The sequence below is a fragment of the Flavobacterium panacagri genome, from assembly GCF_030378165.1.
Classification (GTDB): domain Bacteria; phylum Bacteroidota; class Bacteroidia; order Flavobacteriales; family Flavobacteriaceae; genus Flavobacterium; species Flavobacterium panacagri.
Map to the genome: position 1 here is coordinate 4,845,602 of NZ_CP119766.1, position 26,974 is coordinate 4,872,575.

20 protein-coding genes are annotated in these 26,974 nt (G+C 35.0%); 11 read left to right on the top strand and 9 right to left on the bottom strand.

Annotated elements, in window-relative coordinates:
* The first annotated feature begins 192 nt into the window (after positions 1-192).
* From P2W65_RS20790 to P2W65_RS20815, 6 genes are all read left to right on the top strand, one after another.
* Entirely contained in the window at positions 193-3,195 is a 3,003-nt protein-coding gene (locus P2W65_RS20790) for a SusC/RagA family TonB-linked outer membrane protein (RefSeq protein ID WP_289660803.1), read from the top strand.
* A 16-nt stretch (positions 3,196-3,211) separates the two neighbouring features.
* Positions 3,212-4,732: a RagB/SusD family nutrient uptake outer membrane protein gene (locus P2W65_RS20795; protein ID WP_289660807.1), complete on the top strand. Its 1,521-nt coding sequence runs from the start codon at positions 3,212-3,214 to the stop codon at positions 4,730-4,732.
* A 190-nt stretch (positions 4,733-4,922) separates the two neighbouring features.
* Positions 4,923-6,116 carry a glycoside hydrolase family 88 protein gene (locus P2W65_RS20800; RefSeq protein ID WP_289660810.1) on the top strand — a complete coding sequence of 398 codons (1,194 nt, stop codon included), beginning with the start codon at positions 4,923-4,925 and terminating at the stop codon, positions 6,114-6,116.
* A 71-nt stretch (positions 6,117-6,187) separates the two neighbouring features.
* Positions 6,188-8,599, top strand: a complete 2,412-nt coding sequence (locus P2W65_RS20805) for a glycoside hydrolase family 2 protein (RefSeq protein WP_289660812.1) — start codon at positions 6,188-6,190, stop codon at positions 8,597-8,599.
* 122 nt (positions 8,600-8,721) lie between these two features.
* Positions 8,722-10,518, top strand: a complete 1,797-nt coding sequence (locus P2W65_RS20810) for a glycoside hydrolase family 2 protein (protein ID WP_289660815.1) — start codon at positions 8,722-8,724, stop codon at positions 10,516-10,518.
* Positions 10,519-10,622: 104 nt separating this feature from the next.
* Entirely contained in the window at positions 10,623-11,186 is a 564-nt protein-coding gene (locus P2W65_RS20815; RefSeq protein ID WP_289660817.1) for a DUF2911 domain-containing protein, read from the top strand.
* A gap of 70 nt (positions 11,187-11,256) precedes the next feature.
* Here the strand turns inward: P2W65_RS20815 and P2W65_RS20820 are convergent, their stop codons facing one another.
* A complete protein-coding gene (locus P2W65_RS20820) occupies positions 11,257-11,637 on the bottom strand; it encodes a winged helix-turn-helix transcriptional regulator (protein ID WP_289660820.1) in 381 nt (126 codons plus the stop codon).
* 95 nt (positions 11,638-11,732) lie between these two features.
* Here P2W65_RS20820 and P2W65_RS20825 point away from each other — a divergent pair, with 95 nt between their 5' ends.
* Positions 11,733-12,650: an alpha/beta hydrolase gene (locus P2W65_RS20825; protein ID WP_289660823.1), complete on the top strand. Its 918-nt coding sequence runs from the start codon at positions 11,733-11,735 to the stop codon at positions 12,648-12,650.
* Positions 12,647-13,804, top strand: a complete 1,158-nt coding sequence (locus tag P2W65_RS20830) for an MFS transporter (protein WP_289660825.1) — start codon at positions 12,647-12,649, stop codon at positions 13,802-13,804. The genes P2W65_RS20825 and P2W65_RS20830 overlap by 4 nt, the downstream gene beginning before the upstream one ends.
* Before the next feature lie 184 nt (positions 13,805-13,988).
* Here P2W65_RS20830 and P2W65_RS20835 read toward each other — a convergent pair whose 3' ends face one another.
* The 3 genes from P2W65_RS20835 to P2W65_RS20845 are packed head-to-tail and all read right to left on the bottom strand — an operon-like array spanning position 13,989 to position 17,817.
* Positions 13,989-16,193, bottom strand: coding sequence for a xanthine dehydrogenase family protein molybdopterin-binding subunit (locus P2W65_RS20835; protein ID WP_289660827.1), 2,205 nt, complete (start codon positions 16,191-16,193; stop codon positions 13,989-13,991).
* Between the two features lie 8 nt (positions 16,194-16,201).
* Positions 16,202-17,182: an FAD binding domain-containing protein gene (locus P2W65_RS20840; protein WP_289660829.1), complete on the bottom strand. Its 981-nt coding sequence runs from the start codon at positions 17,180-17,182 to the stop codon at positions 16,202-16,204.
* Positions 17,179-17,817, bottom strand: coding sequence for a (2Fe-2S)-binding protein (locus P2W65_RS20845; RefSeq protein ID WP_289660831.1), 639 nt, complete (start codon positions 17,815-17,817; stop codon positions 17,179-17,181). The genes P2W65_RS20840 and P2W65_RS20845 overlap by 4 nt, the downstream gene beginning before the upstream one ends.
* 381 nt (positions 17,818-18,198) lie before the next feature.
* Here P2W65_RS20845 and P2W65_RS20850 point away from each other — a divergent pair, with 381 nt between their 5' ends.
* On the top strand, positions 18,199-19,347 hold the full coding sequence (locus P2W65_RS20850; RefSeq protein ID WP_289660833.1) for a cysteine desulfurase family protein: 1,149 nt from the start codon (positions 18,199-18,201) through the stop codon (positions 19,345-19,347).
* A gap of 86 nt (positions 19,348-19,433) precedes the next feature.
* On the opposite strand, the gene P2W65_RS20855 is transcribed toward P2W65_RS20850, so the two are convergent.
* The 3 genes from P2W65_RS20855 to P2W65_RS20865 form a co-directional block, all read right to left on the bottom strand.
* The gene (locus P2W65_RS20855) at positions 19,434-20,051 is read right to left on the bottom strand and encodes a nucleotidyltransferase family protein (RefSeq protein ID WP_289660835.1); all 618 of its coding nucleotides are present in this window, start codon (positions 20,049-20,051) and stop codon (positions 19,434-19,436) included.
* Positions 20,041-21,165, bottom strand: a complete 1,125-nt coding sequence (locus tag P2W65_RS20860) for an XdhC family protein (protein WP_289660837.1) — start codon at positions 21,163-21,165, stop codon at positions 20,041-20,043. Before P2W65_RS20860 ends, P2W65_RS20855 begins: the two co-directional genes overlap by 11 nt.
* A 78-nt stretch (positions 21,166-21,243) precedes the next feature.
* Positions 21,244-22,014: a response regulator transcription factor gene (locus P2W65_RS20865; RefSeq protein ID WP_289660839.1), complete on the bottom strand. Its 771-nt coding sequence runs from the start codon at positions 22,012-22,014 to the stop codon at positions 21,244-21,246.
* A gap of 101 nt (positions 22,015-22,115) precedes the next feature.
* Between P2W65_RS20865 and P2W65_RS20870 the strand changes: the two genes are divergently transcribed.
* Entirely contained in the window at positions 22,116-22,865 is a 750-nt protein-coding gene (locus tag P2W65_RS20870; protein WP_289660841.1) for a DUF1349 domain-containing protein, read from the top strand.
* Positions 22,866-23,013: 148 nt separating this feature from the next.
* A complete protein-coding gene (locus P2W65_RS20875; RefSeq protein WP_289660843.1) occupies positions 23,014-23,346 on the top strand; it encodes a YegP family protein in 333 nt (110 codons plus the stop codon).
* Between the two features lie 44 nt (positions 23,347-23,390).
* Here P2W65_RS20875 and P2W65_RS20880 read toward each other — a convergent pair whose 3' ends face one another.
* Both P2W65_RS20880 and P2W65_RS20885 read right to left on the bottom strand, forming a co-directional pair.
* Positions 23,391-24,641: a T9SS type B sorting domain-containing protein gene (locus P2W65_RS20880; protein ID WP_289660845.1), complete on the bottom strand. Its 1,251-nt coding sequence runs from the start codon at positions 24,639-24,641 to the stop codon at positions 23,391-23,393.
* A gap of 155 nt (positions 24,642-24,796) precedes the next feature.
* Positions 24,797-26,947: a beta strand repeat-containing protein gene (locus P2W65_RS20885; protein ID WP_289660847.1), complete on the bottom strand. Its 2,151-nt coding sequence runs from the start codon at positions 26,945-26,947 to the stop codon at positions 24,797-24,799.
* Between the last annotated feature and the right edge of the window lie 27 nt (positions 26,948-26,974).

A 26,974-nucleotide genomic window follows, 5' to 3' on the forward strand; every position in this document is an offset into this window, starting at 1 on the left:
AAAAAGGGTATCTGTATTTTTAGATACCCTTTTTTGTATTTCTGTTTCTTTTTTGGCTTCTACATTTGCCTTATGAAAATCAAAAAAACGAAATTCTTATTACTTCAAATTTTATTTGTCATTCTCATAATTGGAATGAGTTTATTGCTTTTCTACTTTATCTAACTTATTAACCTTAAAACCAAAAAATGAATGTTTGCAAACCAAAAAAACAAACCGTTTAAATGGTGTTTACTGGTATCTTTTTTACTGGTAAATTTCATGATGAATGCACAGGAAAAAAAAGTTACTGGAAAAGTAACTTCCAGTGAAGATTTACTTGGACTTCCTGGTGCTAATGTCTATATCAAAAATTCTTCTGTTGGAGCATCTGCAGATATGGATGGAAATTACACCGTTATTGTTTCAGAAAAAAATGCTGTTTTAGTTTTTAATTTCGTCGGATTTCAAACTGTTGAGATTCCAGTTGGAAACAAAACCGTAATCAATGTAAGCTTAAAACCAGATACCAAAGCACTTGACGAAGTAATTGTTGTAGGATATGGAACTCGTAAAAAGAGTGATATAACAGGTTCAGTATCTTCTGTAACAGCAAAAGAACTAACTGCATATCCTGTCTTAAATGCAGAACAAGCCTTGCAGGGGCGTGCAGCAGGGGTTTCTGTACAAACCAATAATGGCGGGGAACCTGGTGCTTCAACAAAAATCAGGGTTCGTGGAGGAACATCAATCAATGCCAGCGGTGATGCGCTTATTGTAGTTGATGGTTTTGCGGGTGTTTCTATGCCAGCTCCTCAGGATATTGCTTCTATTGAAGTTTTAAAAGATGCTTCGGCAACTGCCATTTACGGATCTAGAGGTTCAAATGGAGTTATTATGGTTACCACAAAAAAAGGGAAACCTGGTAAACCGGTAATAGAATTCAGTAACTCCACTTCAATTCAATCAGTAAATAATAAACTTCATTTATTAAACGCAGATCAATTTGTCGCATACCGAAAAAGTTTCACAACGCATACCGATGCAGGTTCAAATACAGACTGGCAAGATGTAATTTATCGTGACGGAATGATTTCGAATACACAATTATCCTTTTCTGGCGGTTCTGAAAATGTGAAATATTATGTTTCTGGAACCTATTTCAATCAAAATGGAGTTGTAATTAATTCTGGAATTGATAAATACACTATTGTAAGCAACCTCGAAGCCGATTTAACCTCTAAATTCAAAGTAGGTTTAAACCTTTTTACCAGTAAACAAAACAAAGAAGGAATTGTGAGCCAGACAAGCGCTGGAGGAACGGGTGCAGCAGGTGTAATTGCATCAGCATATCGATTTATGCCTGATAAAGGAATTTACAATGCAGATGGTTCTTATACTACAACAGCACCAATTGGAGATGATATTGACAATCCTTATGCAACAGCAATGGAAAACATTTTGGAAACTGTTTCTATAGTAAACAGAAGTAATTTCTTTGCTCAATATCAAATTACAAAAGATTTAGATTTTAAAACTACCTTAGGTTTAACTGATAATAATTCGCAGACAGGAAGATTTATTCCATCAACCTTAATTGCAGGGAAAAATATCAAAGGAGAAGCATCTGTCAACAATACTCGATTTTCTTCTTTCTTAACAGAAAATTATCTGACTTTCAAACGTGAAATTATCGATCACGGAATTTTGACTGTTCTTGGAGGTTACTCTTATCAAAAAAACAAAAACGAAAATTCGTATGCAGCTTCAAGAGGTTTCTTAACCAATACCAACTCTTACAGAAATTTAGGCGCTGGAACGGTATTCTTAAAACCAGATTCTGGTTTATCTGAAACCGAATTAATCTCTGCTTTTGGAAGGTTGAATTTCGATTATGATGACCGTTACTTACTGACTTTTACTGCAAGACGAGATGGTTCTTCAAGCTTTAGTAAAAACTACAAATATGGAACGTTTCCGTCTGGAGCAATTGGATGGAACATTAGCAAAGAATCTTTCTTAAAAGACAATAAAACCCTTTCAAATTTAAAATTAAGAGCAAGTTATGGTGCTACTGGTAATCCTTCTATCGGTGCCTATTCTACTCTTTCTCGTTTCTCAGAAATTTATTATGTAAGTGGCGACGTGATTGTAAATGCAGTGCAGCTGACTTCATTGGATAATCCGAACTTAAAATGGGAGACTTCCTATCAGCAGGATTACGGAATTGATTTAGGTTTATTTGATAACCGAATCAGCATCACGGCAGATTATTATAAAACCATCACTAAAGATTTGTTGTTTAACAGACCTCTTCCGGGAGTTTCAGGAATTGCTACACAGCTTCAAAATGTTGGAGAATTAGAAAACAAAGGATGGGAATTAGGAATTAATACCAAAAACTTCATTGGAGCCGATTTCACTTGGTCAACTAACTTCAATATTTCATCAAACAAAAACAAAGTATTAAAATTAGCCGATAACAAAGATTTATTGATTAACTCTGCTCCAGGTCATTTCTTAGCAACAGAATCGCAGATTTTAAGAGTGGGGCAGCCAGTCGGATCATTCTTTGGTTTTGTATATGATGGCGTAATTCAGCAAGGGGAGCCTGTATTACCAGGAAATTTTGAAACTATTGCCGGGGGAGAAAAATTCAAAGATGTTAACGGAGACGGTAAATTAGATTCTCAGGATAAAACGATCATTGGAAATCCAAATCCTGATTTCATTTTTGGTTTCAACAATGATTTCACTTATAAAAATCTAGACTTGAATATCTTTTTTCAAGGATCACAGGGAGGTCAAATCTTAAATTATACTTTGATGGAACTAGCCTCTGGAAACAATAATGCTACAACAGAAGTTTTAGATTCTTGGACGCCGACAAATACAGATACTAACGTACCGATTAATGCGGCAAGAACGAAAAGAATTACCTCAAGATTTGTTTATGATGGAAGTTACATTCGTCTGAAAAACATTTCTTTAGGATACAGTTTAGATGAAAAATTTGTTTCTAAAATGGGATTAAACAAAGTGCGTTTCTATGTTAGTGCACAAAACATCTGGACGATCACTAATTATCCGGGAACAGATCCTGAAACAAGCTACTTAAACGATTCTAATGCAAGAAGCAACACTTACTTAGGATTAGATTACGGTGGGTATCCAAACGTGAGAACATTTACAATGGGTCTTAATGTAAAATTTTAGTCTAAATTCAACTATCATGAAAAAATATATAGCATTTCTATTTTTAGGAACTCTAACCTTTTTTGGCTGTTCTGACTTGGAAGAAAAACCAGTAGGAATTATTCGTCCAGAGAACTTTTTTAACAATACCGATGATTTACAAGCGGCCGTAAATGGTGCTTTTGCCAACATTGCACACAATAATTATTGGGGAAGAGAATTTACAATCTCCTTAATGCTTCGCGACGACATGGCCGACATTGGCGATAGAACGACTCAGGCGGCACGTATAGATGTAAACGATATGAGCATGAATGATACCAATGCGCTTGTGGCAAACTTTTGGCCTCAGTCGTATGTTATTATCACAGCAGCTAATCAAGCTATTGCCGGCGCTAAGAAAACACCCGGCGATCCTGCAAAAGTAAATGCGATTGTGGCACAAGCCTATTTTGCAAGGGCTTTTGCTTATTATCATTTAGTACGCCTTTTTGGAGATATTCCATATATTGATTTTGTGGTAAATGATGTCAATCAGATTAATTCAATCAGTAAAACAAAAGAAGCTGATGTTTATCCAAAAATCATTGCCGATCTAGAATTTGCCAAACAATGGCTGGATGATAAACCAAAAGTAAAAGCAGTTCCAGGAAAAGGTACAGCAGCAGGTTATTTAGCATCTGTTTATCTGACTTTAGGAAATTTCCAAAAAGCCTATGATGAAGCAAAATATGTAATTACAAACGAAGCCAAATTTGGTTTAGGTTTGGATGCTGATTTTCAGGATTTATTTAACGCTACTAAAACTGCTACATTAAAAGAACCTTTGTTTACAGTAGATTTTAATAACTTAACCTCAGGAAATTACGGTCAAGATTACACAGCATTTTTTACAGGTTCATTAAAAGATGACAGTTACAGCTATGGGCAAGGATTTTCAGTTGCTGTTCCATCTTTAAAAGTATTCAATACTTGGGATCAGAGAGATTATAGAAGAGCGGTAAGTTTTGATACCATTATTAGAAAAAAAACTGGGCCAGGAGGTTCATTGCAAGTTTATCCTTCAAGTGACAACGAAAAAGCGCCTCGTCCTCATATTGCAAAATATTTCCGTTTTCCAGGAAAGGCAGGTGCTAATGGAAGAACTTCGCAGCACAATTACATTACGATGCGTTTTGCCGAAGTTTTATTGACTGCTGCAGAAGCTTTAAACGAAATCAGTCCAGGAACAACGGAAGCTGATGGTTATGTAAACCGTGTTCGCGCCAGAGCTAGAAATAAAGCTGGAAAACTGGTCTCTTTCCCAGCAAACGTTACTCCAGGATTATCTCAAGCCGATTTTAGAAAAATGGTAATTGACGAAAGAAGATTGGAACTGGCTTTTGAATACGTAAGATGGTATGACATAAAGAGATTAAAAATTGGCCCAGAAGTATTCGGCCCAAATGGCTTGGAACCACATGCTAATTTCGATGCAAACAAAGACTATTTATGGCCGTTGCCGGGAACCGAATTGGCTATCAATCCGAATTTAAAGCCAAATAATCCTGGTTATTAATTATATTATTTTTTTTAACACATAGAAACATAGTTTAGATAACGTAGAAAGGCGTTTCACTTGCTATAAGTAAACAGAGCTATGTGTTAATGACTAGTCATTTTTTTATTTACTCAGTCAGAAATAAAATCTATGTTTCTATGTGTTTAAAAAAGACATTAAGCAGTTACACAATATATATTATTTTAATATGAAGAATGTCAATTTCATTTCTCTAATTCTTGGGTTTGCATCGTTGGTAACAGCGTGCAAATCCAGAATTAATCCTGAAGCAGCAAAGGCATCTGCTGCAACCGAAAAATTACTGGAAACGCGTTATAAAATGCTGCTCGATTATCCAGTTGATTCAATGTCAATGCCAAGAAGTATGAATATCAAAACCAACGAGATTCGTAAAGTTCCTTCCAAAGACTGGACAAGTGGCTTTTTTGCCGGAAATCTTTGGCAGTTATACCGATTAACAGGCGATTCAAAATATAAAGAACAAGCCGAAAAATGGACTCCTTTCAGCAAAAGAGAAAGTGTTAATAGTAATTCGCATGACGTAGGTTTTAAAGTGTTTTGCAGTTTTGGAGAAGCGCTGAAAGTGGAAAACAAGAAAGAATACGAAGCTGTAATTGTTAAAGGCGCAGAAACATTATGCAAAAGATTTGATCCTAAAGTAGGCTCAATACGTTCTTGGGATTTCAATAAAGAAATCTGGGATTATCCGGTAATCATTGACAATATGATGAATTTGGAGTTGCTTTTTGAAGCTTCAAAAATATCTGGAAATCCAAAATACCGCAACATTGCAATTCAGCATGCCAATACCACTTTAAAAAACCAATTCAGAGACGACGACAGCTGTTATCATGTTATTGATTATGATCCAAAAACGGGCAATGTAAGAAAGAAAACCACACTTCAGGGATATAATGATGATTCCGTTTGGGCTCGCGGTCAGGCTTGGGCTGTTTACGGTTTTACAATGGCTTATCGTTATACCAAAGATGAGGCTTATAAAAAACAAGCAGAAGCTACTGCCCTATTCTTTATGGTAAATAAAAACCTGCCAGAAGACGGAATTCCGTATTGGGATTTGAAAGATCCAAGCATTCCAAATTCGGCACGTGATGTATCTGCAGCGATGGTTATGGCATCTGCATTATACGAATTGTATGGCTACACTAAAAAAGAAAATTATCTGGCTTTCGCCGATAAACTGATGACGTCTGTACAAAGCAAAAATTACATTTTAGACCCTAAAATTAAAGCTCCTTTTCTTTTTGATCACAGCACAGGCAACTGGCCAAAACATGATGAAATTGATGAACCAATAATCTATGCCGATTACTATTTTCTTGAAGCTTTATTAAGAAAAAGTAACATAGGTGCAAAGTAACAAAGTCACAAACATTTTCTGCCTTTGTAACGCTGAATCTTTGAACCTTTAAAAAAAAGCCTAATAATCTTATGAAAAAACGACATTTTAATAGATTTTCAATTTTTGCGCTTTTTGTTTTGTTTCTAATTTGTCTGAGCGGTTCTGCTCAGACAAAAAAGAACATTAATGACAATTGGCTGTATTTAGAAAATCCTACCTCAAATCTTAGCGAAGCTCAGAAAAATCAAAACTGGGTTTCTTTACATTTACCGCATACTTGGAATGCCGAAGATGCAACCGATTTAAATCCAGGTTATCGTCGTGATGCAAGCTGGTATCAGAAGAAATTAAATATCACACAGATTGACAAAAACAGTGTTTATTCTTTATACTTTGAAGGTTCCAATGTGACTACAAAAGTATACGTAAACGGAAAAGAAGCTGGAAGTCATATTGGAGGTTATATTGGATTTTCCATCGATATTACCAACCTCATTAAAGAAGGAAACAATGATATTTTTGTTCGAGTGGATAATAGTTATGACATCGAAATTATTCCATCACAAAAAAGCGATTTTTTTATTTACGGAGGAATAACACGTGATGTCTGGTTGGTTTCAAAGTACAAAAATCATATAGAGAATTTAAAGATTACAACTCCAGAAGTTTCGGCTAAAAAAGCCTCAGTTCAAATTGTATCTTCATTTGTAAATCCCGACAATTCAAAAGATTTATCATTAACGGTAACGCTAAAAAATCCGAAGGGAAAAAAAGTAGCTAGTAAAACGATTCCAATCTCAGATAAAACTGCAACAATTACTTTTGAAAACATCAAAAACCCAGAACTTTGGGATACAGAAAAACCGAATTTATATAAACTAACAGCTGTCTTATCAGAAAAAAATCAGATTAGAGATAGTATTTCCGAAAAAGTAGGATTTAGATGGTTTGAATTTAAAGATCATGAGCCGTTTTACCTTAACGGAAAACGTTTATTAATTCGTGGTACACATCGCCATGAAGAGCAAGCTGGGGTTGGTGCCGCAATGACAAACGAACAGCATTGGGCAGATATGAAATCCATCAAAGATATGGGTGCCAATTTTGTACGTTTAGCGCATTATCCGCAGGATCCTGAAATTTACAAAGCTTGTGACGAACTTGGACTTTTGGTTTGGGACGAACTGCCTTGGTGTCGCGGTGGCATTGGTAATGAGGTTTGGAAAACGAATGCCAAAAATATGCTGGCAGAAATAATCAATCAAAATTACAACCATCCGAGTATTATTATCTGGTCTTTAGGAAACGAAATCAACTGGCTTCCTGATTTTCCTGATGGCGATAATGCCGATAAAACCAACGTTTTTTTAAACGAATTAAACGACATTGCACATAAACTTGATCCAACTAGAAAAACAGCGATTAGAAAATATTATGAAGGCTCACATATTGTAGATGTCTTCTCTCCATCGATATGGTCTGGCTGGTACTCTGGAAGTTATAAAAGCTATCAAAAAGCAATTGATGTCTACAAAAAAGAATACAAACATTTTATTCACGCTGAATATGGCGGAGACAGCCATGTTGGACGTCACAGCGAAAATCCTGTAACAGGGGAAAATGTTATAAAATCTGAAGGCTGGGAAGAAGCCATTGTGCAGACCAAAGTGGCTAACATTGCTCAAATTGGAGACTGGAGTGAAAATTATATTGTTGACTTATTTGACTGGCATTTGCATGTATCCGAAAATGATCCAACATTTGTGGGTAATATTCAATGGGCCTTTAAGGATTTTGCAACACCATTACGTCCAGAAGATGACATTCCGTACATGAATCAAAAAGGACTCACAGACAGAAACGGGAATCCGAAAGATGCTTATTATGTTTTTAAAAGCTATTGGGCAAAAGAACCTTTCACTTATATAGAATCGCATACTTGGACAGAACGTCAAGGCCCTGAAAATACGCCGAGAACTATCAGTGTTTTTAGTAATTGTGAGAAAGTAACTTTATTTCATGACGGAAAAAATCTTGGCGAAAAGCAAAGAAATATTGCTCTCTATCCTGCATGTGGCTTAACTTGGGATGTTAATTTCAAAAAAGGAGAAAACATTTTGCTTGCCATTGGTAAAAACAAAGATGGAAAAACGGTTTCTGATACTCTAAAAGTTAATTATCGTTTTACTAAAAATGATACGGCTTCTTCTTTACAATTATCAGCTGAAAAATTAAAGAATGGAAATTATTTAGTAACGGCTATTGCTATTGACAACAATAATTTACGCTGTTTAGATTATGAAGAAAGCGTTTATTTCCAATGTTTAAAAGGTGGAAAAACTTTAAAAAACCAAGGAACTCCAACAGGAAGTGAATCCATCAGAATGGCAAATGGAAAAGCATCCATAGAAGTGATTCCTGATGGTTCAAGTAATCCGATTGAAATGACGGCATTGAACCAAAGTTTTAAAGGGGAATATTTGAGGATTCCTGTGAATTAGCTTAACCGCAAAGTTCGCAAAGAAAAGTCGCAAGGCACGCAAAGCTTTGCGAACATTGTGTAAACCTTAGCGTGCCTTGCGGTTAAAACCCTCCTACAGATTACAATAAATAATTTTACAAAATGAAAAAAATCCTAACATTTCTATTCCTAGCCTCGTTAACAATTGGACAATCACAAAATTTAATTTCCAACGTATCAAACCGAAATACTACTTCATTAAACGGTGTTTGGAATTACATTATCGATCCTTATCAAACTGGTTTTTATAGTTTTCATTTGGATCAATATGATAAACAGGAGAAACCTGCAAAAGGAGCCTTTTTCAATAATTATCATGCTGAAAACAAACAGGAATTGGTAGAATATGATTTTGATAAATCGCCTACAATTACTATTCCAGGCGATTGGAATTCACAGGTTCCAGAATTGAAATATTATGAGGGAAATGTCTGGTTCAAAAAGTCTTTTGATTATACTTTAAAAGATAAAAAACGTCTGTTTTTATATTTGGGAGCTATCAATTACAAAGCTGATGTTTATTTGAACGGAAAAAAACTAGGAACTCACGAAGGCGGTTTTACTCCGTTTAATTACGAAGTAACTTCAATTGTCAAACCTACCGGAAATTATCTGGTCATTAAAGTGGATAATACCCGTCATAAAGAAGATGTTCCAACTGTAAATACAGATTGGTGGAACTATGGCGGTATTACGCGTGATGTGACTTTAATTGAAGAAGAAGCTTCATTTATAGAAGATTATACTATTCAGCTGAAAAAGGGCAATGCAAATGTTATTTCAGGTTTTATTAAAATCAATAACTTAGATGCCTCAAAAAATCAGGTTTCGATTTATATTCCCGAATTAAAAATCAGTTTTAAAGGAAAAGCTGATAAGCAAGGAATTTTAAATTTCGAAATCCCAGCAAAAAAAATCTCTTACTGGTCGCCAGAAAATCCAAAATTATATGATGTCAATATTGATTTTAATGGAAAAAAATTAAACGATCAGATTGGTTTTAGAACAATCGAAACCAAAGAAGATAAAATTCTACTAAATGGAAAACCAGTCTTTTTAAGAGGAATTTCGATTCACGAAGAAAATGCAAAAGGCGGGCGTGCCAATTCTCAGGAAGATGCTTTACGTTTACTTAACTGGGCAAAAGAATTAGGCTGTAATTATGTTCGTCTGGCACATTATCCACATAACGAAAACATGGTTAGAGAAGCTGATAAAATGGGATTAATGGTTTGGGAAGAAATTCCGGTTTACTGGACAGTCGAGTTTAAAAATGAAAGTACCTATAAAAATGCCCAAGATCAATTAACCGCAGCTATTACAAGAGATAAAAACAGAGCCAGCATTGTAATTTGGTCAATGGCAAATGAAACTCCAGTTTCTGACGCACGAAATACTTTTATCACGAATTTGGTAAATCATACCAAATCATTGGATGATACAAGATTAATAAGTGCTGCTTTATTAACGCATAATGGAAAGATTGACGATGAAATTGGTAAATCACTTGATATTATTGCTTTCAATCAATATTTAGGCTGGTACGGCGGTAACTTAGAAAATGCTGAAAAAACATTCTGGACTACACCATACAACAAACCTGTTTTTGTTTCTGAATTTGGCGGTGATGCCAAAGCTGGTTTTCATGGAGAGAAAAACGAACGCTGGACTGAAGAATATCAGGAATATCTATATATTCAAAATCTAAAAATGATCGAAAAAATTCCACATTTAAGCGGAACAAGTCCATGGATTTTAGTTGATTTCAGATCGCCGAAAAGATTACTTCCAAGCATTCAAGACGGCTACAATCGTAAAGGATTAATTTCGAATGATGGAGAAAAGAAAAAAGCATTTTACATTATGCAGGATTGGTATGCGAAAAAGAGTAAAGAATAAAGAGTAAAGAATATTACCAATTCATTAACAAAAAACAAACTGGAATTATATGATTTTTCTTCATTATTAATTTACTTTGTAGTAATTCTAAAAATTGTAATCCTATGAAAAAATTATGTTTATTGGCAGTTACTTTATTTGCTGCCATTACAGTTCAGGCACAAGATGTGGTAAAATTTGCTCCTCTTGATGCAAGTCCAGTTGATATTTCTTATTTCCCAAACAAAGCAGTTAAATTCAAAAAAACAGACAATCCAAATCCGGTTGTTAAAGTTACTTACGCAAGACCTTCTGCAAAAGGAAGAACTATTTTTGGTGATGTAGTAAAATTTGGAGAAGTTTGGAGAGTTGGTGCTAATGAAAATACAGAAATTAAATTCTACAAAGACGTAACAATCGGCGGTAAAAAAGTTCCTGCGGGATACTACAGTTTATTTGTAATACCTGAAAAAGATAAATGGACAGTAATCATCAACAAAGAATTAGACTTGTGGGGTGGTTATGCTTATGATGAAAGCAAAGACGTTGTAAGAGTTTCTGTTCCTGTTAAGCCAGTTTCTACTCCAATCGAGGCTTTATCAATTGCTTTTACTACTGAGGGCAACATTGCAAATCTTGTGATTGGCTGGGATAAAACAACTGCTGAATTACCAATTACGGTTAAATAATTAATCGGTTTTAAAAATATAATTCTATATAAAAAACATAGCCCGTGGTTCCAACCACGGGCTATGTTTTTTATATAGAAGAAGAAACTGATGATAATAGGATTTCCTTATGTTTTGCTCCCCAATTACTCAATTGATTCCATATAGGAACTAATTCTTTAGCAATTTCGGTTAACTCATAATCTACTCTTGGAGGAACTTCTGCATAAACTGTTCTTTTAATCAAACCTTCTTTTTCAAGCTCTCTTAACTGAAGGGTCAGCATACGTTCTGTAATGCCTTTTATTTGATTGCGTAATTCACTGAAACGTAATTTTCCATTTTCAAGCTTGCAAAGGATTAACAACTTCCATCTTCCTCCTATTTTACATACTGCATAAGTTAAATTACAGCTTTCTACAATATAGTTCTCATTCAACATATTAGTTGAATTTTCTTTTCTTTTTCCCATTACTTACAAATTTGTTAGTACCATACATTTGAATGTGTACTATACAAATTTAAGGATTGTGAAATAATTTTGTCCATCATCCTAATAAAAATAATATGATAGTATCAAAACAAGTACAAAATGTATTAGACTTTATTCAAAAAATTGAAATAGAAGAGAATCTAAACCCGTGGGAAGCAAATAGGGCTTTTTACACAAATTTTATACCTCTGGCAGGGAAAAAAGAAGCCGTTTTTCAAATTACAGAACAGACATTATCTGATAATAATAATTCAATTAACTTACGAATTTATCGTCCGAATGATGATGAGAAACAACCTGTCATTATTTATTTTCATGGTGGCTGGTTTAATGCTGGGAGCCTCGAAACACACGATACACCTTTAAGACAGCTGGCTAATGCAACACAATCAACTATAATTGCGGTAGATTATCGGCTTGCACCAGAACATCCATTTCCAGCAGGGTTAAATGATTGCGAGTTTGTTGTAAAATGGCTGATTGAAAATGCCTTATCAATTAATATTGATCCAGAAAAAATAATCATTGCAGGTGACAGTGCGGGTGGCGCTTTGGCTTCATCAATTACAAGAAAATTCAGAAGTAAAATTGCGGTACAATTGCTTATCTATCCTGTAACAAGCAATGATTTAAAAACAGCTTCTTGGATTGAATTTCAAAACGGGCCGTTGTTGGATTTAAAAAGCGGTATTCAAGCATGGGATTGGTATTTACCCGATAATTATAAAAACGATTCAGATGCTATTCCTTTACTAGCAAATGATTTATCAGGACTGCCTCCCACATTCATCGCTGTGGCAGAATATGATCCGTTAAGAGATGAAGCGATTCAATACGCCGAAAAAATAAAAAAAGCTGAAGGAAGTGTCAAATTAAATCTATATAAGGGAACTACTCATGGTTTCTTTCAAATGGGAGGATTCATTGCTGATTCTAAAATCTTGATGCAGGATATGGTAGATTTTTTAAATAATACTGTTATAACAAAATGAAAAAATACGCGTACATCGGATGTTTAGGTTTTATTGCCGTTATTACTACAGAATTTGGTGTGATTGGTATTCTGCCTCAGATCGCTGAACATTATAATTTAAGTATTGATAAAGCTGGAATGCTGCTCAGTGCCTTTGCTTTAGTAATTGCCTTAACAGGCCCTTTCATGACTTTACTTACTTCAGGTTTTGATCGTAAAAAAATAATGATTGCATCAATAATTACTTTTCTTTTTACAGGAATTATTTCATCATTTTCTCCACCCTTTTGGTTACTGATGCTGGTTCGAATACTTCCCGCATTTTTACAGCCTGTTTATATTGCCACAGCTTTATCAGTAGCCATTTCTGTAGGTAGTAAAAAACAGGAAAATGAACTCATGAGTATTGTTTTTAGCGGCGTTGCAATTGCGATGGTTTCTACAGTTCCATTTGCTACTTGGTTAGCCAGCATCTTTTCTTGGCAATATTCTTTTATGATTCAGTCTCTAGTAAGCATTATAGCTCTGCTCGTAATCTATTTCTTTTTACCAAAAATGCCAGTTACAGAAAAAAAGTCTTATTCTAGTCAACTGAAAATACTAACGCAACCTATTTTTATTATAAGCACAGCTATGAATTTCTTTATGATAGCCGCCTGGTTCTCAACTTACAGTTATTTTGCCGAATATTTGAATAAAGCCAAAGGAATGGACAATACAATGGTAAGTTATATGCTTTTTATATTTGGAATAATAGGTGTCATTGCTAATCGTGTATCTGGTAAAATGCTAAACAAAAATATAGCCAATACAACTGCCCTGTTTTTATCCGGAACTATCATTATTCCTCTATTATTATATTTTTCTGGTTCAAATACAATTGCTATCATTTTTGTGGTGGCACTTTGGGGATTTTTATATTCTCCGAGTTTTCTTAATGCCTCAACTTACATGATTTCATCAGCACCTGATTCATTAGAATTTGCGAACAGTCTTGCTACTTCATTTGGAAATATGGGAGTTACTATAGGCACAACATTTGGAGGATGGATTATAGTTACTAAAGGTGTTCAATATACACCCTGGCTTACTATGGTATTTGGTATGCTAGCGTTTTTAATGATTCTGTTGCGGAAATATTTAGAAAGAAATAAACCCATTGTTGTAAACTGATCAATGTTTTTTTTTAATATTTTTCCGCATTTCTAATCATCATCCTTTATAAAGATAACCCGTGATTTCAACCACGGGAAACGGATTGTCTTTTGATTGTGTTCCCGTGGTTGAAACCACGGGCTATGTTTAAAATCGGGGCGTAAAACAAGAAGAGACATTAAAAAATGTCTCTTCTTGTTTTTTAAACCTTAATGGTTTCTATAATTTTATCTAATGTAATTGGTAAATCTCGCACTCGTTTTCCAGTTGCATTAAAAACAGCATTTGCAATTGCAGGTGCCATTCCAACCAAAGCAGTTTCTCCTAATCCTTTTGTTCCCATTGGATTACTAATAGGATCTTTTTTATTAACAAAGAAAACTTCTTGTTTTTCTATATCAGCATTTACAGGAACATGATAATCAGCAAAATTATTATTGATTGGACGACCAAAACGATGATCGATTTCTAAAGCTTCCATCAACCCCATTCCGATTCCTCCTACCGCACCGCCAAACATTTGTCCGGCAGACGTTTTCTGATTGATAACCGTTCCAATATCAGCACAAGAAACCACATGTGCCAATCGTATTTTACCCAAATTCGGATTTACCAAAACTTTCACAAAATGTACAGAAAAAGAATAAATGGAATATTTCTTAGCTTCTTCATCTGCCTTTGAAAGATTTTCTACCGCCAGTTCGTCTAATTTATTCGCTGTTAACAAAGAGGCTAATGTAACGCTTTTTGAATTGTTCTTCTTAGACGAAATTACTCCATTTTCAAAAGTCAACTCTGTAATAGGAATTCCCTTAAATGTTGAAGTTTCACTCGCTAATCCGACCGCTTTACTGACTAATAAATTACAAGCATCGTGTACTGCAGAACCCACCGATGAAGTCGTAGCCGACCCTCCTTGAGTTGGGCCTTTAGGCAGTCCGCTTTTTCCCATTTCAATGATTATATTTTCAGCAGGAAATCCTGTAATTTCAGCACCAATTGCTGTCATCATGGTCGCGGTTCCTGGCCCCATATCGTTTACACTGCATTGCAGTAATAAATTTCCGTCAGGTAAAAATTTTGCTTTTACTGAAGTTGGACTTCTGTAACAGCCAAAAGTTCCTGTTCCCATTCCGTAACCTACAAGCCAGTTTCCTTCTTTAACTGAACCTGGTTCATTTTTACGATTTTTCCAGCCAATGCGTTCCATTCCGCCTTCATAACATTCTAGAAGGTATTTACTGCTCCAAGGTTTATTCTGCTCCTGATCTTTTTCCGCATAATTTAGTTTGCGGAATTCAATTGGATCCAAATTTAATTTATATGCCATTTCATCCATTGCGCATTCCAACGCAAACGAACCGGTTGCTTCTCCCGGCCCACGCATCCAGATTGGTGTACAAGTGTCTAATGGTACAATTCTGTAACGTGTCGAAACATTGGCACAATCATAAATAAATCGGGACATGTTTACAGTTCCTTCCATGAAATCTTCATAACTGGAAGTCATCGCAACAGCTTCATGAGTTAAACCTGTTAGTTTTCCTGCTTTTGTAGCTCCAAGACCCATTTTCTGAATTGTAAAAGGTCTGAAACCAACATTAGTAAACATTTGTTCACGATGCAAAACCAATTTTACTGGACGATTTAGTTTCTTTGCGCCCATCAAAGCAGCGATTTCATAAGGCCAGGTATGTAATCCCATTCCAAATGCCCCGCCCAGATATTCTGAAAACACCGAAACATCTTCCACTGGAACATCAAAAACACCAGCCACACTTCTACGGGTTCCTTCTACACCTTGACTTTTGGTATATAAAGTAGGTTTATTTCCGTCCCATTTTGCAATGATATTGGCTAATTCCATTGGATTGTGAACTTCTGTCGGAATCGTGTATTCTGTTTCTAAAACTACTGCTGCATTTTTATAACCGTCATGTTCGCCACGATGGTAATCATTACCTTTTTCAGTATCTATTTTTTTCTCTTTATCAGCTGCTTTTTGAAGATCTGTTGAATGTTCTTCTTTAAAATAATCTGCTTTAATCAAACTCGCTGCATATTGCATGCGCTCAAAAGTATCTGCAATAACCAGTGCAATTGGCTGATCGTAGTATAATACTGAGTCATCTTTAAAAATTTGTAATGGCTGCCCAAAATTACGTTTGTCTTTTGCCTTTTGATATCCTGTAGGTTTATCTACATTCAAATGGGTAATGACAGCTAATACTCCAGGTGCCCATTCTGCTTTTTTAGTATCAATACTCTTGATTCTTCCTTTAGCAATAGTACTTCCTACCAAACAGCCATAAACCACTCCAGGTGTTTTGTATTCAGCAGAATATGTTGCAGACCCCGTTACTTTAGCAAATCCGTCAACTCTATTAATATTACTTGTCTTGCTCATAATTCTAATTATTTTGATGCTGCTATCGTAAGTGCTTCTGTTATAGTATTCGCTCCAAGCGTAATTTTAAAGTCATTTCCGCCATAAGTTCTAGCACCTTTCATAGCTAAATCGCCTGCTTGTTTAAAAACTTCTTCTGAAACTGTTTTCCCTTTTAGAAATTCTTCCGCTTCAGTCAATCTCCAAGGTTTGTGCGCCACACCTCCCATGGCAAGTCTGACATCTTTTATTACATTATTTTTTAAATCCAATGCTGCAGCAACAGAAACTAATGCAAAAGCATAACTCGTTCTGTCACGAACTTTCAGATAATGAACATTTTTAGTAAAATTATGATCAGGAATTTCAACAGAAGTAATCAGCTCTTTTGCTTCCAAAGTATTGTCTTTTTCAGGCGTATTTCCCGGCAGACGATGAAAATCTGTGAATTTTATTTGTCTTTTTCCTTTTGGTCCTTCAACCAAAACCTGCGCGTCTAATGCAGCCAATGCAATACACATATCACTTGGATGAACGGCAATACAACTATCTGAAGCTCCAAAAATAGCGTGCATCCTGTTGAAACCGCCAATAGCACCGCAGCCGCTTTTTGGTGTTCTTTTGTTACATGGCATATCGGTATTGTAATAATACGAACATCTGGTTTTCTGCAGCATATTACCTCCGACTGTTGCCATGTGCCTGATCTGTTGTGAAGCTCCTGCAGCTAAAGCCAAAGCCAATAACGGATGTTTTTCTTTTATCGATACATCTTCGGCAACCTGACTGTTTTTTGCTAAAGCACCTATCGAAACTTTTCCTTTTAGAAATTCTATTTTCTTTAAATCTAAACCGTTGATATCAATTAATTTATCTGGCGAGACAACATTCTTTTTCATTAAGTCCACCAGATTTGTTCCGCCTGCAATAAACATGGCTTCTTTTTCTTTGCTGATATTCGTTACAGCTGTTTTTGATGATAAAGCTCTAATTATCTGGAAATTTTTCATAACTCTTTCCCTCCTTCCTTCACTTCAGTTATAGCATCTACAATATTATGGTAAGCACCACATCGGCAGATATTACCGCTCATGTATTCTCTGATTTCTTCTCTGCTATTGGCATGTCCTTCTTTGATACAGGCAATTCCCGACATGATTTGTCCAGGCGTACAATAACCGCACTGAAAACCATCATGTTTGATAAAAGCTTCCTGCATTGGGTGCAGTTTTTTTCCTTTTGAAAGACCTTCAATTGTAGTAACTTCTGCATTTTGCTGCATGGATGCCAAAGTCAGGCAGGATAAAATTCGCGTTCCGTTTACATGAACTGTACAGGCGCCGCATTGTCCGTGATCACAGCCCTTTTTGGTTCCGGTAAGCTGTAATTGTTCTCTTAACAAATCAAGCAAAGTAGTTCTCGGCTCGATATTAAGATTGTGTTTTTTACCGTTTACTTCAATAGATAGCGGTACTGTCTCTAAATACTCTGCTATTTTTTCATCCCATTTGTTCTCTGAAGCCATCACCAATGAAGGTGGCGTAAAGGCAAGCGCAGTAAAAAGTCCCGATTTTTTTATAAAGTCACGGCGGGAATTGGAGTCATTCTCCGTTACTTCTTTCGGATTATTTTTTTTAGAAGCCATTCTATCTATCTTTAAATTAGCAAAATCACTTGGGTATTCTAACAAATTTAACAATCTTAAATCACAAAAAGTTATGAAATTCAAACATTAGGATTATTTAGAATAATTACAATTTGTGTTTTTGTCTAACCGCAAAGAGCGCAAGGATTTTTTACTATTGATCCCTTTATAAAACGCAAAGTTCGCAAAGCTGGAATCGGAAAACTTTATAAATATACTTTGCACATATCCGTTTCCCGCAGATTTTGCAGATTCCACAGATTTTTATTCTACTAAATTTATCTGCAAAATCTGCGAGAGAAAAAAACTTTGCTCCCTATAATCATCTGAATTGTCGTTAAACACTGAAAATTGTATTTTTACAAGACTAATCTTTGATTTATGTCACATCAACAAAATATTTATCTTGATAATAACTCCACGACTCGTGTTGATGCACGCGTTTTGAATGCTATGCTTCCCTATTTTACTGATTTGTATGCCAATTCTACAAGCAGTCATATTGCAGGACTAACGGTAAACGAAGCTGTAGAAAATGCTGCTTGGCAAGTTGCTGCTTTAATTAATGCAGACGCTGAAGAAATTATTTTTACTTCGGGAGCTACAGAAGCAATCAATCTGGCAATTAAAGGTCTAGTTAATCAAGATAAAAAACATATAATCACTATTTCTACAGAACATAAGGCAGTTCTTGAAACTTGTGGTTTTATGGAAAGTAATGGTTTTGAAGTCAGTTATTTAGAGGTTGACAGAGACGGACTTTTAGACCTTAATCTTTTAAAGGAGACCATAACCGATAAAACTCTGATTTTCATTGGAATGTTTTCTAATAATGAAACTGGTGTCATACAAAACAGCAGCGAAATTTCTAAAATACTCAAAAGTAAAAATGTGTTTTTTTTGTGTGATGCTACACAAGCAGTTGGTAAAATTCCGATTGATGTTAAAGCTTTCGGAATCGATCTTTTAACTTTGTCTGCTCATAAATTTTATGGCCCGAAAGGAGTTGGTGCTTTGTATGTTTCGGCGAAAGCCCAAGTAAAATTAATTCCTCAGATTTTAGGTGGAGGACAACAGCGAAAACTACGCAGTGGCACACTCAACGTTCCTGGAATTATCGGTTTAGGTAAAGCATCAGAAATAGCTGTAAATGAATTAGAAAAAGACTCAAATAGAATTCATCTATTACGAAATAAACTCGAATCTGGATTACTACAATTCGAAGGCTCTTTCGTAAACGGAAACACTCAAAACCGAATTTATAATACTACTAATATTTGTTTTCCGGGTGTGAATTCGGAGCAGCTTATTATGGCTTTGGGGAATATATCGGTTTCTAATGGTTCGTCTTGTTCTGCGGTTACTTCGGAGCCTTCACATGTTCTGAAAGCAATGGGATTGTCTGATGAAGAAGCTTTGAGTTCCATTCGTTTTAGTTTGGGACGATTTACTACTGATGAAGAAATTGATATTACGGTTGAACGGGTTTTAACTTTGGCTCAACAATTTGTTTTGCCACGAAGGCACTAAGGCGTTAAGTTTTTTGCCACTCCCGATAACTATCGGGATTCACAGATTAAAAGGATTAAAAAAAACTCTGTTACTCTGTTACTTTGTTACTTTGCCCCTCCTTTAAAAATCAATTTAAAATAATCTTCCTCAGTATCAATATCAATATTGCCTTTTTCAAATGAAATCGAGGCAGTATCTTCTGAATATTTTTTAATGAGTTTTTTTGCTCCTTCCTGCCCTTTTAAATCCAGTAATTCTTTAAAATATTTTTTATGGAACAAAACTGGAGTTCCTAGAGTTTCGGAATACGCTGAAGCAACAATTCCTTTTTGGGTAATCTGATGTTCTTTTATAAGATTTTCAAATATGGAACTGGTCACAAAAGGCTGATCGCAGACTGCAAAAATACATTGTTCATAATCGGGGTTTAAGTTCAATAATTCGCTTAAACCTTTTACAATTGAAGATGACATTCCATTTTGCCAATCTGTATTTAAACAAATTCTTAATTGGGGGAAATTAAGCTCCTTTTCGATAGTTTCGTGGTTTGCACCTGTTACAACTAATACGAATACATTTTCGACCTTTAAGGCTTCGGAAATTGTGTTTTTTAAAAGTGTCGATTCTTTATATTCTAGTAATTGCTTGGGACGGCCTAGTCTGGAAGAATTTCCAGCGGCCAAAATGATGATTCCTGTTTTATTTTGAAATTTATCCCTCATGCGGCACCTCATCATGGATCTTACCCAATTTATATTTTAAAGAAGTACCAGTCTTTCCTGCTGAAAAAGCTTTGATTTCTGCGACAATTGAGAGCGCAATTTCCTCTGAAGTTTCTGCTCCAATATCTAAACCAATCGGACTGTAGATGCGTTCCAATTGTTCGTTGTTAAGCTTTATTCCTTCGTTTTCAAGATCATCCAGCATTCGGTTTAATTTGGTCTTAGGGCCAAGAATTCCAATATATTTACAATTGGTTTCTAAAAGTTGTTTTAGAACCGCTACATCATATTTATAATTGTGAGTCATTAAAACAAAATAAGTCTGCTCATCAATTATACTATTTTCCAAAAATTGTTCCGACTTAACAGTTTGAACTTTATCTGCCTTTGGAAAACGCTTTTCTGTAGTATGTGTGGTACGCCCGTCTCCAATAGTAATTTTCCAGCCCAATATAGAAGCCATTTTTACTAGAGGCTGTACATCATTTCCGGCTCCAGCAATTACAAGTGAAATTGGCGGATTAATGTATTCAATCAAAGCTTCATTATCATTTCCGGTTTGAAGTTTTTTTACTATTGATGTTTTGGTTTGCAACACTTCTTTCGCGTAAGCAATCAAATTTAAAACGTCGTCATTATGATTTAAGACTGGACTGTCGTTCCTAAAAAATAAAGTAGTTCCTGTTTGAAAAGCATTTCTTTTGAGTGAAAAAACGGTAACAATTACAGCTTCTTTCCTTTCTAATTCTAATTGTTGTAAAAGCTGTATTGGATTATTTGACTGTTCATCGTCAATGTATTCAAAAAGAATATGAACAATTCCGTTGCAACCCAACTGCAAACCTAATTCAGCATCATCTTCATTACTGGTATTGTATGTAATGAGTTTATTCTGTTTTTGATGAATGGCAAGCAATGCTTTTCGAAGGGCATCTCCTTCCAGACATCCACCGCTTATAGCACCAGTTAACTGACCATCTTCAGTAACAAGCATGCGAGCTCCAGGTTGACGATAGGACGATCCTTCAACTTTAACTACTGTGGCTAAAGCTGTTTTCTTTTCTTCCAATTTTGCTTTTGAATATGCTTTGAGAATTTCGCTGATTTCTTTCATAAAAAATACTATCACCTGCCAAAATTAATATTGAAACCCTTAGCAGGCAATTATAAAAATACAAAAAAGCTTTAGAAGTTAAATAATTCCCATTGCAAAAGCAGTCTGTACTGCCTCTGCCGTATTGGTCACTTTCAATTTTTCAATAATATTTTGTCGGTGTCGTCTAACCGTATAAACTGAAATATGCATTTCGGAGGCAATTTGTTCACTTTTGTTTCCTTTTGCTACACTGCTTAAAACTTCTATTTCTCTTTTAGAAAGTATGGTTTCTGCATTGTTTTTATACTTTTCAGATTCAATAACTTCTCCTGTCTGAATATTGATGATTTTTTCATCAATACCGGTTCTTGATTGTAAATCTGTTGACGGAAGATACAAACACAAGGCTAATGAAATACTTCCGTTGTTGAATGTTTTAAGATAAATAGTTCGATGATTAATATAAATATTTTTTTCTGCACTACTTTTCATTCTAAGACGGCTGAAAGTACTGTAATTGCTATATTCTTCTTTTGGAATTCCTTTTAAAAACTGATAGAAATTAAGTTCTAAAACATGACGTTGCACTAAATCATCCTCATTTATTTTTGTAAAAATACATTCTTCAAAAGCGGAATCAATTATAGAGTTTTCATCCGGAAGTCCAAAAACAGCACCAAAACTTCCTGCATATATGTAACTACAATCGGCTTGATAATCGGATAAAACGGCTACACATTGCTCAATTTTTACATAATTGGACACAAACTGTTTGTACATTTCGATATCATTAGATTCTTCAATCTCAAATTTTTGTTCTAAAAACGTGGTCATTAATTGATTTTCGATTGAAGGATTTTGTAGCATTCCGAATTGTAATTGGTTAATTTTACGTATTGCCTTTATTTGGAAGCAACACTATTTTTGGAAAACTAAAAATATCACTTTATATCCCAAAAAAATAATTTATGAAAACAATTTTTTATAGCGCTATTACTATTTTGAGTCTTTCTGTATTATCAAGCTGTAATAACAAAAATGAAACTGCAAAAACAACGATGAAAGAAGAAACCAAATTAGACTCTGCAATTGTTAATGGTTTGCCATGTGATATTAAGTTGTCAAACATACATTTTACTAAAGCAGTAAATGGCGCTGATACTTTAATTAAAAAAGAAGCAAACGAGAAAATCATCTTTAAAGCTGGAGAAAAATCAGATTATTTCTCTGATCCTGACGGCAAACTATCCAACACTACTGCTCCAATGCTTTTGTCTAAAGTTGACAATAGCAAACCTTTTACGCTAACGACTAAAGTTACACCTAAATTTACCGAAAAAGGATTGTACAATGCCGGCGTTTTATATATTTATGTAAATGACAGTTTTTATCAGAAATTCTGCTTTGAACAAGACGAAAGGGGCAATCACAGAATTGTAACGGTTCGTACTATGGGCACTTCTGATGATAATAATCATGATGTTGTAAAAGAGCCTACGGTTTATATGAAAATCTCTTCGGATACCAAAACAGTTGCAAGTTATTATTCTTTAGATAAAAAAAACTGGCAGATGGTGCGTTTGTATAAAAACAACTATCCAAAAGAAATTTGGATGGGAATTAGCACACAGTGTCCTGTAGATAAAGGAACTCAAAGTATCTTTGAAGAAATTAATCTGGAAGAAAAAAGTGTATCTGATTTTCGTTTAGGAATATAACTTTAACTTAATAAAGGAAGTGCTTTTTTGATCATTTTTATTGTTTTGATAATCATTTTTTCAAACTGATGTATGATTTATATGACTAAGTTTTGTATTTTTATCTTTAGCAAAATGAATATATTACCTAACTTTAATAATAAACTACATGGGAAAATTTGTAATTACGACCAGAACAAATGGAGAGTTTCAATTCAATTTAAAAGCTGGTAATGGCCAGACTATTCTAACAAGCGAAGGTTATACAACAAAAGCGGCTTGTAATAATGGAATCGAATCTGTAAAAACTAATGCAAGCGACGATAACCGTTATGATAGAAAAGAAGCCAAAAACGGAAAACCATATTTCAATCTAAAAGCTGGAAATGGACAAATTATTGGTTCAAGCGAAATGTATGAAAGTGTTGCCGCTAGAGAAAACGGAATCGAATCTGTAAAGAAAAATGCTCCTGATGCCACTATAGATGATCAAGCATCATAAATTAAAATATAAATAATGAAGCGAGGTTTTAAGCCTCGCTTTTTTTATTTGTTCTCCTTGCTGATATAAAGATACCCTGATTTTCGCTTTGTTTTACCTGCACTTTCATATTCTAAAATATAAAAATAGGTTCCATCTGGCAACCCTTCATTTTTCTTCACTGTATCACGTCCTTCTGAATAACCTCTAAACATATTATCACTCTCATTATACGATTTGGTATCATATACTTTTACACCCCAACGGTTATAAATTTCGACTTTGTTATTTGGAAAATTATCAATTCCTTTAATGTGAAAAGTATCATTTATTCCATCTCCATTTGGAGAAACAGCATTATAAATTACAATTTCATCAGATGGTGGTTCTGGATTTTCCTTTTTAACTAGTGCTATTGTAAAGACACTATAACCGCTGACCTGAGTAGTTATTAGTTTTGTATACTCAGCTCCTGTAAGAAGATCTGTGGTTGCTCCTTTCTCGTTAATCCATTTAGATGTTGGAGCGTCCCATCTTACTATTGCCAATTCCCTATCATCACTTTCCTGAAAGAAAATAGCTGGTGTTGTGTTTTTGTCCAAAGTAAGACTCAAAACTGCTTTATCTGATCCTTGTTCCTGAGTCAAATTCCAATATTCCACTTCATCTATAGTGATAATACTTTCTTCTTTGCTAGTATAAGGATGAATAATACCTATCGTTTCAAAGAAATATTCGGTAGTGTAAATATTATTAGGGTTGCTGTTGGCATCATTTAGAGAGGGTCTGTAATACACATCTCCAATAGGAAATTCAAATTTTGCCGAGCCTTTTTTCTCTACTCTTCCATCGACAAAACTTAAATTACTTGTATTTGTGTGCGAAGCATTTTCATTAAAAATAACTTTACCAGTATCTAGAGAATTATCGACAATGCCACTCTTAAAAGATGCCAGTTTATTAATAACGATTTCAGTTGTTAACAAAAAAGGAGTTTTAGCCGAAGTATTATCAAATTCAATATTTTGAAAATCAGAGGTTGACAATCCTTCTATTTTTTGCTGAGAATTTCCAATAAAAAAAGTTTTTCCATTCGATAAATCGCTATAGGTAAATAGGCCGTCATTTTTAAAATCTGAGTAGGCATAAAAATTTCCATTGTGCAAAACATCTCCACTCGCTTTATTATCAAAAGCAAAAAGGGTTGAAAAGTCTGTATTAGGTTCAATTGTTAACACTCCTGTATTGACAGTTTGTGTAAAAACTTTCCCAAAACAAAATATAAAAAAAACACCAAATTTTATCTGCATCTTCATATAATCAATTTTTTAAGTGATATTTAAAATTATTCTTTATGAGAGATTTTTTTCTCTAATTTTTCTGAACCAGTAGGTCAGATCCATTTCAAATGCTGCTTGACTACGTTTTTTTAATTTGTTGTGCTTTTACTCTACTTTTAATTTCCCGTTTTTTAGTTACTCACATACCAAGAAGTTCCATCAGAAATAACAGTTATATGATCATTAACTCCAGATGCATTACTAAGAACAATGCTTGTGCTTCCATGAACAGCTGGGGTTGGACCACCAATAGCATTGGCAGGCCAGCTACCATCAAATTTTTCAGTAGTTGAGGAGGTATTAACAGTAACTGAACTTGCATTAATCATACTTATTTTAATCAAGAGTACACGTCCTTTGTTTGCAACTGCAGATGGCAATGTAATAATGTTTACAGAGCTACTGCCAGAAGGAACAACTAGCATATAGTCATTCGTTTTTACAGTATAACTGCCAGCAGCAATAGTGACTTTTACTACCTGTGATCCCTGTACATCTAGAGTTGCATTAGGGGCATTGGTATTAATACCTATTTTACCTCCTGTTCCACCTGCAGCACCATTGACACCTGTACCAAACAAAGTGTTACCGATATTCATTTCGTTACTGACAGTTTGTGTAGATGCATTTATAATATTGCTTGATGATCCACCAATCAATATGTTGTTGCTACCAGTTGTAAGACCAATTAAATTACCAGTACCAGTATTGGTACCAATAGCTACATTATAATTGCCTGTTGTGGCAATATTAAGAGCATTTGTCCCCACAGCAATATTGTTAGAACCGGAGGTATTGTTTTGAAGTGCATTAAACCCTACTGCTGTATTACTGTCGCCTGTAGTTTTATTCAATGCACTTGCACCCAAAGCAGTATTATATCCACTTGAAATATTGCCCACTAAGGCTAAATATCCTACAGCGGTATTCCAACCATATCCAGAACCTGAGCCAAGAACCCCTGTAAAACTACCTAGTACTGATCCGCCTATTGCGGTATTGCCAACCGTTCTGGTTAAATTTTTCAATGCGCCATACCCAACAGCCGTGTTATCTGCCACGTCTCCTCCTTTTGAAAGGGCATTCACTCCAATGGCCGTGATCCCACTACCAACTGTACCTGTCATTAAAGACTGATAACCAAAAGAAGTATTGCTTGTAGTAAGTAAGCCGGCTTGGATATTGTAGATTTTAAACATTAAATTCTGGCTATCAGTAGTACCTAGGAAATTAGTGCCTGGGGTTGTACCTGCGTTACCTATTGTAGACCACATTGCCTGAGTAACTGTTTTTAAAACCCCGCTTGAAGGGTCAATAGCTACAAGTCTGTCTGATGGTGCTCCAACTGGCAAGTTACTAATTGCAAAACTATTGCTATTCGTATTTATAGTGGTAGGTTGTATCAATGTACCTCCTAATTGTACCTTGCCATTTGTCACTGTTAAGGCATTATCTGCTGCAATTAATACAGGAACTGAAGGAGTTGCTATACCATTTACAGTTGATATTAAACTTCCGTTTGTGGCTGTCAAAGTGTTGCTGTTTATTATGGTTACTGGTAATCCTGTTTGACTGTTTACAGTAGTGGTTAAACTATTGTCAACTGAGGTATTTGAGACAGTTGTAGCAGAGCCATTAACAACCACAACATCACCAGTAGCATTTACTCCAATTGTTTTTCCGGTTAAGTCTGCTGGGCTTGCTGATGTTAAATTAGTCAGTCTAAGTCCAGAAGTATTAGCCGCTATTGAATTAATTTCTAATGTGTTTGCGGGTGCAGCTGTACCTATACCGATATTGCCAGATGACGCAATACGCATTCTTTCGGTGTTGTAAGTTCTAAATGATAAATCTTGATTATCTATAGTTCCTAAAAAATTAGTTGCAGGATCAGTTCCAGCATTCCCCAATAAATGCCAGTCGTTTGGTGATAATTTAGTAATATCTATTTTTCTAACTGAAAAGTCACTTGGATTCCAGGTAAGCAAATCGTCAGTCAATTCTCCGTCAAAAGGAGTATTCAATTTTAATGCAGGTAATGTGGTGCTACCTCCGTTGCTAATATACAAGCGGGAATTGATCGACACATTTGTTGTATCAATTCCTATGGCTACATTTCCGTCAGTGTTTTTATTAAATAGATTAGATCCCACCTGAAACCATTTGCTTGGATCTACATAAATAATTGTACCCTTATTATCAACCACTCTTATGCCCTTCTTCTGAGCCAAAAGCACACAAGGGAATAAAAGAGACAACAATATTACTAAATACTTATTCATTTTTTTAATCATTTAATTGGAGTACTA